Source organism: uncultured Bacteroides sp. (assembly GCF_905207245.1).
GTDB lineage: Bacteria > Bacteroidota > Bacteroidia > Bacteroidales > Bacteroidaceae > Bacteroides.
The window spans coordinates 1-12,373 of record NZ_CAJLKP010000063.1; the positions used below are offsets into that span (position 1 = coordinate 1).

Genomic DNA, 12,373 nt, shown 5'->3' on the forward strand with positions numbered 1-12,373 from the left:
CGGTAAACACTTTTACATCGTGAGGTAAATAGTCGGTAAATGCTATCTATTAATAATCAGTACATTATCTAAATCCATCGGCAAACACTAATTCGTTTTAAAGCGATTATGAGTTAAGTGATAATTGAATGCTGCGCCTCTGGCACAACGATTAAAGCACAGAATAATTGGAAATATAACTCTTCAGCTTCTTCCGGTAAACATCCCCGATAGGGATACTTCTCTTTTCCAGAGCAATCTTATTGCTTTCTATCGTACGAATACAATCTTTGCGGATAATGAACGAACGGTGCACCCGTATAAATTCATCGGGAGGTAGTTTCTCTTCCATATACTTCATGCTGCACAGGCTTAGCACAGGCTTCTGCTCATCCTTACTATAAATCTTCACATAGTCGCCCAACCCCTCGATATAACATATCTTGGACATATCCAGACGGATAATCCGACTGTCGGACTTCACATAAAGTACCTTAGGCTGCTGCGTTTGTGCCTTTTCGGGGAGAAGCGTAAACGGCATTCCTGCCTCCCCCTTGAGGCTGAACCAGCGCGAAGCCTTGTTCACCGCTTCAAAAAAGACGAGAAAACTGATTTCAGATACCAGATAATCCAGCGCATCCAGACGGAAGCACTCGGCAGCATAACGGGGAGTGTCTGCAATAAATATGACACGGGTGGAAGGAGAAAGCAATTTGCTGAATTCCATCCCGTTGATTCCCTCTATTTCCTCCTGCTGAATTCCCACAAAGTAAAGACTTACCTTGTTTTCATAATATCCCTTCAACGCCTCAATGGGATTGCTGTACTCTCCACACAAAGAAAGAAAAGGCGTCTTGGCTATGAACATTTCCAGTCGTTCACTCACCAGCCTGTCGGTATGCAAAATAGCACAAGTCAAATTCATCATCATTTCTCTTATTTTTGAAAATTAGACGAACGACTTTCCGGAAGACTGCAAAGCCGGAACCGGGAATTAATATTTCTTCACCGAAAAGGAACTTCTGTTAACAAGGACTTACACCTGTGGCGTTTCCCCGCTCAAGCGTTCAGTAAGAGTTTTTATAAACATGTCTTCCTTCACCGGAAGCAGCACGGCACATTTCCCCTTCGTTCCGTAACGCACCAGCACATAGCGCATCACGGCAAAACGTCCTATCTTCATGGACGAAGCCCGCTCTACGGAAGTAATATCTTTCAGGGGAATCTCCTTCGAACGGGTGAAACGCCCGAAATAGAGGATGAGGCGCCCATCCGCCGTCAGTGTATAAGTGGTATGAATGAGACGCTCGATAGCAATAATGAGCAGCAACATGAAGGTGATAGTCAAAACGGCATGCTTCATCCACATTTCATGAATAGTGACTGCCGTTGCTATCAGCAAAAACAAATATTGCCCTGCGGCAATGCGGGCATGGAAGATACGGTTCATTGAGTCTGATTTTGCCGCTAAGATAGGTGTTTTTTATGGAATGAAGGGAATTATTCTTCCAATATCTCCCGCAGCTTATCCGCCAGCAGCTTCTCTTCTTCCAGCCTCATCTTCCAGCACACCGCCTTGCGGAACATGTATACCTGCTCCGCCGACAAACAAAACAGTTGCTCAATCTCATCCGCCGACTGCCCGATAGCAATCAGCATACAAAGCAGTTCTTCATCTTTCGTTATGCCGGGAACGCACTTCTGCACTGCCTTTATGAAGCCCGGATAATGAAAGATAAATATCTCACGGAAAACGGCCCCGCGCGCTCCGCACAGCATATCTTTCGAAGCATGGGGCGACTCATCGGAAATCATTTCTATCAAAGCCCTGCTAATCTCTTTCATGCATAATCGTGCCATCTTTTCCACTTTACTATTTTAAATTGGTTACATCATACAAATTTGCAAAAAGTATAAGGTTAAACCATGAATTACCAATATACAATCTAATATACAAAGCTGTATCCCCCTCATTATCAATCCCGATAAAATGCAAAAAATAGAGGAATTGCCTTTTTATATTTAAAAATGGAATTGTACCTTTGCCTGACAAACAAAACAAAATACTCAGACCATGAAGATAAAAATACTCCTGGCTTTCCTTATAGTATCCGTTGGAGCCTGCACTGCAAACCCGCATTCTGCGGACAATAACGATACGCAACAATGGCAACAAGCCATCAGCCAACTGAACACCCTGCTAAAACAAAAGAAACACCAGGCAGCCATCGACGAATCCCGGCAGGCGATGTCCAGGTTGTTAACCCTGACAAGCAATACGGCTTCTAAAGACACATTAGTCAAATATGCCCGGCAGATACTCAATCTTTCCTATTTCAGCTACCTGGGAGGCCTGCAATTCACCTCTGGAACAGAATATCTGGATAGCCTTGGCAACAATCCCTTTCTACAACAATATTGCATACACGAATTACTGTCTACCAGGGCAGGCCTGCATCAGATGAAGGGAGACAACAGGATAGCCATTCAACTGGCAGATGAATATATGCAACTGCCTGAATATGACGACGCCGACCGTTATATTCCACAGTCTGAAATAGTCAGTGGTATTTATGTCTATTCCGGCAACGACATCCCCCGCGCCATCCACCTGCTGGAAAGAGCAATAGACGCATACCATCAGGGAGGGAAATTCCACAATATGCTCCGCATCATGTCCCGCCTCGGCATCTACTACCGCCTTGTGGGAAATTACGAAAAAGCTGTAGCCACCAATCAGGAGGCCATCAACAGTTATACTGACAGCATAGCTCCGCCCAACATCGTGATAGCCTACGGCGAGCAGGCCAACCTCTATGGCGAACTGGGCATGTACGACCGTGCCTTGGAACTAAACGCAAAAGCACAACATTATTCACTTCTGAAAGACAGCTTCGGCTTGGGCGACTTATATCGCTATCGGGCAGAACTGTTTCGCAGAATCCGGGAACAAGACTCTGTATTCTATTATCTGGAGCAAGCCGGGAAAGTTTCGGCCCTACAGGAAAGTTTTAAAGGAGTGTTCGTCAACAAAGTACTCACGGTAGATGCTTACCTGGACTATCCGGATTCTGTGCAAAAAGCATTGCAGCTTGCATTAAGCATCTGTCCGGACAGCATCCGCATGCCTCAATGGGCCAAGTATGAACTGAACCTACACTTAGGACGTGCCCTGTTGCAAACAGGCAAAGCCACACAAGGAATACCTCTCATAGAAAACGCCGTGCAGGGATTTGCCCAAATGAACATGACCGGAAAGGAACGCGATGCCAACCGGATACTGATGGATTACTACCGGAGTACGGGAATGGATGGCGCATTCCTCCGTTGCTACGACCGCCATCACGCCGTTGCCGACTCCCTGCAAATGGATGAAAAGATGCGTGCCGTTGCCGCCGCCAATATCCGGTTTGATGCCGAACGCAAAGAAAAAGAAAATAAACTGCTCTCCACACAAGTGGAACTGCAACAACGCCGACTATTTTTCAATATATGCATCTCCATCGCACTACTATTGTTACTTATCATTTCCATTGCCTATTTCATCACCCGAAAAAAGGCAAACCGCCTGTTATTGGAAAAGCGTAGACAAGAAATACAGAAACTAATTGTCCGCCAGCAGGAGCTGAACCGACACAACGAGGAGCTGTCCAAACAAATAGAACAGATTATGGCTACCAACAATCTGAACACCATCAGCCAACTGACCGGGCAAAACCTGCTCAGCAAAGAAGATGAAAATAACTTCAGAAAGTCATTTGCCGCCATATATCCGCTCTATCTACCCAAACTGAGAGAGAAGTACCCGCAACTGACGCGCAGCGAAGAATTGCTTGCCATGCTCATCTGCATGAACCAGAGCACGGACGAGATAGCCCTGATTATGGGCATCAACCGGAACAGTGTTAATATGCTCCGTTCGCGTATGCGGAAGAAAATAAACCTGACAAAAGAAGAGTCGCTGGACGAGGTCATCAGGCAATACTTATCATAAAATCGTGAATTAATATACAGGAAAAGTACAAGCAACCCAGTTATTTTGTAGCTTTGCAGTACTTAAACATACGAAATATGATTAAAGAGTTCGACTTTTTAGTAATTGGTTCCGGTATAGCCGGCATGAGTTTCGCTCTGAAAGTGGCTCATAAAGGCAGGGTAGCACTCATCTGCAAGACGGAACTGGAAGAGGCCAACACCTTCTTCGCCCAAGGGGGCATCGCCTCAGTAACCAATACACTGGTAGATAACTTCGACAAGCACATTGAAGACACCATGATTGCGGGCGACTGGATAAGCGACCGTGCCGCCGTAGAGAAAGTGGTGCGCGAGGCTCCCGGACAAATCAAAGAACTGATAGACTGGGGAGTAGAATTCGACAAGAACGACCGGGGAGACTTCGACCTGCACAAAGAAGGCGGGCACTCCGAGTTTCGCATCCTGCACCATAAAGATAATACGGGTGCCGAGATACAGGAAAGCCTCATCAGAGCCGTAAAGACACACCCCAATATCGAGATATTCAACCGTCATTTTGCCGTAGAAATCATCACGCAGCATCACATGGGTATCATCGTAACCCGCCATACCCCGGGCATCAAGTGCTACGGAGCATATGTACTGAATGAGGATACGGGCGAGGTGGATACTTTCCTCTCCAAAGTAACGCTGATGGCTACGGGTGGCGTAGGTGCCGTTTACCGCAACACTACCAATCCTCTGGTGGCCACGGGAGACGGTATAGCTATGGTATATCGTGCCAAAGGTTTTGTACAGGACATGGAATTCATCCAGTTCCACCCCACAGCGCTTTATCATCCGGGCGACCGTCCCTGTTTCCTGATTACAGAAGCGATGCGCGGATACGGCGGAGTATTGCGCAATATGGGCGGCGAAGAGTTTATGCAGAAGTATGACCCTCGTTTATCGCTCGCTCCGCGTGACATCGTGGCACGTGCCATCGACAGCGAAATGAAGCAACGCGGTGACGACCATGTTTATCTGGACGTTACGCATAAAGACCCGGAAGAAACCAAAAAGCACTTCCCGAATATCTACGAAAAGTGCCTCAGCTTAGGCATCAATATCACAAAAGACTATATTCCGGTAGCTCCTGCCGCACACTACCTCTGTGGTGGCATTAAGGTAAACCTGAACGGAGAGTCTTCCATCAATCGCCTGTATGCCGTAGGAGAATGTTCATGCACAGGTCTTCACGGAGGCAATCGTTTAGCTTCCAACTCTTTGATTGAAGCAGTAGTCTATGCCGATGCTGCTGCCAAACATGCATTAAGCGAACTCGACCGATACGAGTTCAACCACGAAATACCGGAATGGAATGCCGAAGGAACAGTGACCAACGAAGAGATGGTGCTTATTACTCAGAGCATGAAAGAAGTGAACCAGATTATGGGAGCCTATGTAGGTATCGTACGAAGTGACCTGCGTCTGAAACGTGCCTGGGTACGCCTGGATATGATATACGAGGAGACGGAAGACTTATTTAAACGCAGCAAGGCATCCAGGGCTATTTGCGAGTTGCGTAATATGGTCAATGTAGGCTATCTGATTACGCGTCAGGCAATAGAACGCAAGGAAAGCCGCGGGTTACACTATACGATTGATTATCCGCACGCAAAGAAATAGGATAAGGACACCCGTTGGCGGGATTAATTCATCCCTGGAAAGAAATGAAGCAAAGTGATTAGTGATTAGCGATTAGTGATAAGCATTAGTATCTGTCATCCTGAGCGTAGTCGAAGGATCTACTCTCCTGCGTACATAGCGCAGCCTTATGCCGAGGGAAGAGATCCTTCGACTACGCTCAGGATGACAGATACTATCACTTTACATTTGACTATATAAGGCATTTAATTCATAACCCTAATAGAAAGAAATTAATTCCGCCAACGGGTTAAGGAGTTATCTCCTTTATAATGCCGAACGCCCGGATGTTTCTTCAAGCGAAACACCCGGGCGTTCTTTATCGTAGAAATAAGAATTTCTTAATAATTTTCCTTCTTCACTTCGAAGTAAGCCTGCGGATGCAAGCAAGCCGGGCAAACTTCAGGAGCTTCCTTACCTGTATAGATGAAACCACAGTTACGGCATTGCCATACCACTTCGCCCTCTTTAGCGAATACAGTAGCGTTCTCAATATTGTTTACGAAAGCCAGGTATCTTTCTTCATGACCCTTTTCGGCAATTGAAATGTTGCGGTACATAGCAGCGATTTCATAGAAACCTTCTTTTTCTGCCACGTCAGCAAAGTGAGGATAATCCAATGACCATTCTTCGTGTTCACCGGCAGCAGCTTCTTTCAGGTTATCCAATGTAGTGCTGATGACACCGGCAGGATAGCTTGCAGTGATTTCCACCATACCACCTTCCAGATACTTAAACATACGTTTAGCGTGTTCTTTTTCCTGGTCAGCCGTTTCAGTAAAAATAGCAGCGATTTGTTCGTAACCTTCTTTCTTAGCCACACTTGCAAAGTAAGTGTAACGCATTCTTGCCTGTGATTCTCCTGCAAATGAGGTCAACAGATTCTTTTCTGTTTGAGTTCCCTTAACACTTTTAGCCATAATCTTTTTCTTATTTAGTTAGTAAATTACGTATCAATTGTCGTTAGTCATTCTTATTAACAACACAAAAATAGAGATTTTGTTTGATATTTACGCGTTTTTTATTCATCGGATTTGTCTATGTAGGGATAGATAAAATCTATAATCAGCAAATATATCCGGAAAAAACCTTATCTTTGTATTTAATCATACATAAATACTTCCGACTATGAAGACAATAGCTAAATTATTTATCTTCTCATTCATAGTAATGGGAATCACCTCTTGCTACACCTCAATTCCACTAAGAGAAGGAAAATCTGAGAATAACACGACATATAAAGTCAGCTATCTCTTTGAACATGACGGCTGCAAGGTCTATCGCTTTTATGATAGGGGAAACTATGTCTATTTCACTACCCGAGGAGATGTCACCGCCATCAAGAATGATTCAACTGCACATCGGACGGTTACTATCTATAAAGATACTATTTATTCCGGCAACGACGAAGTATATCCTTAATTTAAATTCTCTTCCACCGAAGACATTTTTTCCAGCAATAACCTGCTAATAGCAAGAAAAATAGTATAGTAACACTAAATGCCCAATAATTAACCGTACGAGATTCCACTATCAGTATATAGTCACTATCCAAAAGACGGAAAGCATCTACCTTCCAGATAAGCAAGCCGCCTTTTTGCATAGCTGCATTAGTAAAAATGACCCTTCCCGGCATAGATAATTCGAATTGCACAGCATATCCGAAAAGCTCTGCAATTTGTCCTTTCTTCTCAAACAATTCATCCATTGATTTTCCGTCTGACTTATATAAGTCCGAAAAGGATTTCGTCCGGCTGAATTCATCCAGATAATTGCACACTTTCTCAGGTGTTCCTTCATCATCGGCATCCTTTCCGGAAAAGTACTTCCCATAAACGGGCTCTTTCAAGTCCGCCAATTGACGCACAAAAGCCGTATCTCCTTTTTGAGTTACAAAGTGAAGTATTACTTCATAACTAAGTTCATATTGGCTACGATTATACCATTTCCAGAATTTCGCTTCAATATCATCCAGCATATTCTTCTGTTCGATACCATTTAATCCGCTCAAAGCTTCCATATCACCACGGAACCATATGCGTTGTTCTTCTTTGGTCAGATACTTCTCAAGAGGCACGGGACCTTTATCTGGCAATTCGCTATACGTAGCCGTATATTCGTAGTAGGTATAGAACCAACGGAAACTCTTCCGGAGCTTTTCAGCCGGAACTGCCAAAGGATGCATATATTCCTTTCCGTCCAAAGTACTGAAAGGCTCGGAACCAACCGTTGGATAAGTCCGCCTTACTCTTACATTCAGCTTCTCTTCATCTCCCCAACAGTTGAATTTAACAACGGAATCAAGTTTATCCTGTTCCCATTCTGAAGTTATCCGGAACAGAAACGGATTGTGTGTCCTGTCCCCTGCCAGGAAAGCAGAATCGCCATATGCATACACTTCTCTATGCATGCTACCATCACTATTTACCAGAGAAACCATCCGGTAATAAGTACCACAAGAGGTCATACCGAGCAGCAATACAATTGCTGCAATCCATTTACTTGTTCTCATAATGATCCTGTTTAATAAGTTTTCTTTGTTAATTCCATCACTCTGCTTTTCCTCTGTTTTCTGAGTTGCATATATTGGCGGGACAGGTAATCGCTTTTCTCAGAAAACCTCATCTTCTCCCAGCCTTCCGGCAAGGAGTAAGTATTATTCTCTTGCAAACGATATCCCTCCATCGGCCTCACATCACAAGGAACCGGAGTGAAAAGAGTTTCACCCACCAATAAGCACAACAGTAATCCTGCGGCGATTCCGGACAGCCAACCGGCAACTAACAATTTCTTCTTCTTTCTTCTTCGAAAAGATGTCCGGGCTACCCGTTGCAGAATATTCGCAGTCAGTTCATCCGGATTGCTCATCACAGGCTGTTTACCTCTGATTTCAGCCAGCCATTCTTCATAATGTCTATCATCTTGTTTCATAAGCCTGCATCTATTTGATTCATTTTATCTCGAATATGTTTCCGGGCCAGGTAAAGAGTACTCTTAATTATTCCGGCGGACAGCCCGGTAATAGTCTGCACTTCCGATACATCCAGTTCTTCAATATCCCTCAACGTAAAAATCAGTCTTTGCTGGGGAGACAGTTCACCGGTATATTTCAGAATAAGTTCTTTCAATTGCCTGTTGGATACAGTCAATTCTATATTATCATCAGATGAAATACTGGTAGGGCAAGAATAACCGGCATCATTATCGAGCGGTGAATGGCGCAAAGAGCGCAGGCGGTCATAACAGGTATTGCAGGCAATTTTATAAAGCCAGGTAGAAAAACGGGCTTTGACATCGTATTTATCCAATGCCAGCCACACCTTTACAAAGGTTTCCTGCACCATATCCTTGGCTTCGTCTTCGTCGCACAGCAACCGGAATGCAAGCCGGAATACAAGCGGCTGAAACTCAGAGAGCAGAAGAGAAAATGCATTCGTATCTTCTCTTCTGCTCCTGACTATAAGCTCTTGTATCTTTTCTTGGTTCATCATTATAACATCTTCGTTTATTAATGATACGTAAGAAAATGCATCCGGTCGATTGTCACCGCAAATATAACCTACAAAAAGCTTATTTTTCTATTAAATCAAGGGAAACTCAGTTCTTAATATTCTCTTTCTCTACAATTACTTCTTTCTCATCAGCAGATGGATTCACCATTCCGGCTACTTCCGCTGCCGTCTTCGGTTTCACAGTAACCCCTTCTTTGGTTTGTTCCACATACGCCATACGCCCATCCGGCAAGTAATACAGATAATCGACACAAACACTTCTACGGCCTGTGGCTCCTGACTTTCCATTCAGGGTAAGCGTTGCATTATGATAGAACAGATAACTCTGACCTTTGAATTCAATGATTCCCGGATGTATGGTAAAGCTGTTCTCTGCCATTCCCGTCAGAAGTCCACGATATGTCCACGGTCCCTCCATACTTGGTGCCGTCGCATAGCTTATCGTCTCACGCCCTTTACCCATTGAAGCGTATGTCAGGTAGTAAAGATTCCCATGTTTATGAATCCATGGTCCCTCTACAAACTTCGGCATTTTAAGTATCTCAATAGGACCGTCCAACTCTATCATATTGGGTTTAAGCTTCACTAAAAAACAAGTTCCGTTACCCCAACTCATCCAAGGAGTGCCGTTATCATCTATAAAAACCGTCGGGTCTATATCATTCCACCATCCGCGCGCTCCATTATGAGTCATATCATCCGTCACAAGTGGAGTACCCCGCGGGTCGACAAAAGGTCCTGTCGGACTATCCGAAACGGCAACACCCACTACTTTACTATTGTACGGCGATCCCGCTTGTACTGTTGTATAATAATAGAATTTCCCGTCTTTTTCCACAACCTGAGATGCCCATGCCTCGCCTACACCCCATGAGAAATCCGTAGGTTTAAGCACACTTCCATGATCTGTCCACGTCTTCATATCTTTGGTGGAATAGCACAACCACTCCGTTATGTTAAAGTCCTGCCCTTCTTCCGCTTCATCATGGCCCACATAGAGGTAAAGCGTGCCATTGTGCACCATCGGTGCCGGATCAGCCGTAAACTTATTTAGAATTACCGGATTCCCTTCCGGAGTAAAATTCACTTCATTACTTTTCCCACCCAAACCGGACAAGAGCAGATATAAGCTAAAAGCCAAAAGACCATTTTTCATAATAAAATAACTAAGTTATAATTTAATAGATTCATTGAACTGGTTTAAACTTATAAAGCAGCACACCATGAGCCGGAACATTCAGGGACAATGCTTCCCGTCCGGCATCCAGTGTTTTTATGTCTTTTTGCCTCCAAAGGTCACGGACAGTCTGCTTACCTGTAATGCCCAGTTTATCAAAATCGCGGAAAGAGAGCTCCGCCTTTTCACGATCAAAATTACAGAATCCCACCGCTTTACTGCCGTCTTCCAACTCCTTCACATAAATACGTAGTTCTCCTATGGCATGTACACACGTAGCTTGCTTACCCAAAGGGTCCTGATTGACAGCAATAACCTCATTATTAGTCAACAAACTGAAAGTGAAGTCATCCATCTTTTCCAAGTCGCAACCTATCAGGAGAGGGGCAGAAAACAAGCTCCAAAGACTAAAGTGAAGATATTGCTCATCCGGTTTAAGCTTGGTTTGATGAGGATTTCCCCAACCTACAATACCAACCACCAGCATATCCGGATCATTCCAGTTACCCGGTTTTGCCCAAGCTGCCGCCTTGTCCTGAGAAAGAGCGATACTTTTTACACTTTCCCAGGTATCAGTGATGTCATTAGTTGTACGCCAGCACTGGCCTCCGACAGCATCTCCCCATTCCCAGACATCTCCCATACCATATTGACACAGGTTATACACAATATCACGGGGTTGTTGACGTAAATAGTCGCCCATGATTTTAAACGGTTTCCTACCAGCAATCGAATCTCCGCCTCCCTGAAAAGCTAAAGAAGATACGCTATAGGGATCTTTCTTCAAATCACGGTCGAGTACTCCTCCATAACTGCACCAGTCGTATTTCAAATAATCAATTCCCCATTTGGCATACATGTCGGCATCCTGTTTCTCGTAGCCATAGCTACCTACACAGCCTCCGCAAGTCCACGGGCCGGGTGAAGAATAAATACCCACTCTCATTCCAAGTGAATGGATATAGTCAGCCAACCCCTTCATGTCAGGGAATTGGGCATTAGTCAGGATGTTGCCGTGAGCATCGCGAAACTTTCCGCTTCTGGTCCGGTCATTGGGGTCCCGGTGATGTTGCCACGAGTCATCTATATTGATATAAGTCCAGCCGTAATTAATCAAACCGCTTTCTACCATGGCTCTTGCCGCCTGCTTCACTTTCTCGGCCGAAACTTCGTGCCCGAAGCAGTTCCAGCTGTTCCAGCCCATCGGCGGGGTAAGAGCTATTCTGTCGCCACATTCAATGCGGAATTTCTTCTCCACCATTCCTTTATTGTTTTTAGCCTGCAGAGTCACCTCAAACGTTCCGGGTTCGGTCAATTTACCCGTAATCAAACCCGTTTCCGGATTAATCTCCAACCCTGCCGGTAGGCCTGCTGCAGCAAATGCCATCGGACGATCACCAGTTGCCGCTACCTGAAACAGGAAGGGAGAACCGGGACGTACTCCAAATACAGAAGCGCCATTAATTCTTGGTGTCGCAGGAGCGGGAGGAGTCAGTATATAAGGCTCAGTAGCTATAAACTTCAGTGTGGGGAAACTTTTCTTACCCTTTGAAATAATTTTTGCATCCGCCCAATCGGCATGGTCATAATAAGGACCATCACCGCCATCAGCAACAATCAGTTCAAGCCTTTTCACGCCATCAAGTGAAACAGAGCATTGCTTAGCCGCATCTCCTGCTTTTACAACTCCGCTGGACCATAGCTGTTCCCCGTCTCCGATTACAATAAATTCAGCCGACGGCTTATGTTCCAGAATTTCATCATCCAGACCCACCTGAGCCGTAAATGATGTTGCTTTACCATCCAATTGAATTGCCAGTTCGCTGACAGAGTGGGTACCCACTCCACGTTCAAACGTCTGTCCTCCGATTGTCAGGGTTTTACCGTCAACCGATTTGTTTTTCATAGCAACTCCATGTCCCTGGGTCATAGATGTCAGGTCCAGATCATCAAGCCACACAGTCTGTGGCTGACTACACCCGGTAACGATACCTGCTAATACAAAACTTGCAATTATCAAAATCTTATTCTTCTTCATACTCTA

Annotated in this window: 12 protein-coding genes; 3 read left to right on the top strand and 9 right to left on the bottom strand. The window is 44.8% G+C overall.

Annotated elements, in window-relative coordinates; translation table 11 throughout:
- Positions 1-151 precede the first annotated feature (151 nt).
- The 3 genes from QZ135_RS17395 to QZ135_RS17405 form a co-directional block, all read right to left on the bottom strand.
- The gene (locus QZ135_RS17395; RefSeq protein ID WP_308758002.1) at positions 152-904 is read right to left on the bottom strand and encodes a LytTR family DNA-binding domain-containing protein; all 753 of its coding nucleotides are present in this window, start codon (positions 902-904) and stop codon (positions 152-154) included.
- Between the two features lie 111 nt (positions 905-1,015).
- Positions 1,016-1,429: a PH domain-containing protein gene (locus QZ135_RS17400; protein WP_294612080.1), complete on the bottom strand. Its 414-nt coding sequence runs from the start codon at positions 1,427-1,429 to the stop codon at positions 1,016-1,018.
- A gap of 50 nt (positions 1,430-1,479) precedes the next feature.
- Positions 1,480-1,839 (bottom strand): helicase, encoded by a 360-nt coding sequence (locus QZ135_RS17405; protein WP_294612082.1) that lies wholly within the window; start codon positions 1,837-1,839, stop codon positions 1,480-1,482.
- Positions 1,840-2,053: 214 nt separating this feature from the next.
- Between QZ135_RS17405 and QZ135_RS17410 the strand changes: the two genes are divergently transcribed.
- On the top strand, positions 2,054-3,973 hold the full coding sequence (locus QZ135_RS17410; RefSeq protein WP_294612085.1) for a tetratricopeptide repeat protein: 1,920 nt from the start codon (positions 2,054-2,056) through the stop codon (positions 3,971-3,973).
- A 77-nt stretch (positions 3,974-4,050) separates the two neighbouring features.
- Positions 4,051-5,622 (top strand): L-aspartate oxidase, encoded by a 1,572-nt coding sequence (gene nadB, locus QZ135_RS17415; RefSeq protein WP_294612088.1) that lies wholly within the window; start codon positions 4,051-4,053, stop codon positions 5,620-5,622.
- Between the two features lie 359 nt (positions 5,623-5,981).
- Here nadB and rbr read toward each other — a convergent pair whose 3' ends face one another.
- A complete protein-coding gene (gene rbr, locus QZ135_RS17420) occupies positions 5,982-6,560 on the bottom strand; it encodes a rubrerythrin (protein ID WP_009130031.1) in 579 nt (192 codons plus the stop codon).
- A gap of 208 nt (positions 6,561-6,768) precedes the next feature.
- On the opposite strand from rbr, the gene QZ135_RS17425 reads away from it, so the two are divergent.
- Positions 6,769-7,062, top strand: a complete 294-nt coding sequence (locus QZ135_RS17425) for a DUF4884 domain-containing protein (RefSeq protein WP_294612097.1) — start codon at positions 6,769-6,771, stop codon at positions 7,060-7,062.
- A 1-nt stretch (position 7,063) separates the two neighbouring features.
- Here the strand turns inward: QZ135_RS17425 and QZ135_RS17430 are convergent, their stop codons facing one another.
- From QZ135_RS17430 to QZ135_RS17450, 5 genes are all read right to left on the bottom strand, one after another.
- Positions 7,064-8,152, bottom strand: coding sequence for a hypothetical protein (locus QZ135_RS17430; protein ID WP_294612100.1), 1,089 nt, complete (start codon positions 8,150-8,152; stop codon positions 7,064-7,066).
- An 11-nt stretch (positions 8,153-8,163) separates the two neighbouring features.
- Entirely contained in the window at positions 8,164-8,571 is a 408-nt protein-coding gene (locus tag QZ135_RS17435) for a hypothetical protein (RefSeq protein ID WP_294612104.1), read from the bottom strand.
- The gene (locus QZ135_RS17440) at positions 8,568-9,131 is read right to left on the bottom strand and encodes a sigma-70 family RNA polymerase sigma factor (protein WP_294612107.1); all 564 of its coding nucleotides are present in this window, start codon (positions 9,129-9,131) and stop codon (positions 8,568-8,570) included. Before QZ135_RS17440 ends, QZ135_RS17435 begins: the two co-directional genes overlap by 4 nt.
- 106 nt (positions 9,132-9,237) lie before the next feature.
- Entirely contained in the window at positions 9,238-10,308 is a 1,071-nt protein-coding gene (locus QZ135_RS17445; protein WP_294612110.1) for a glycoside hydrolase family 43 protein, read from the bottom strand.
- A gap of 31 nt (positions 10,309-10,339) precedes the next feature.
- Positions 10,340-12,367, bottom strand: a complete 2,028-nt coding sequence (locus tag QZ135_RS17450; RefSeq protein ID WP_294612113.1) for an NPCBM/NEW2 domain-containing protein — start codon at positions 12,365-12,367, stop codon at positions 10,340-10,342.
- Positions 12,368-12,373: the final 6 nt, after the last annotated feature.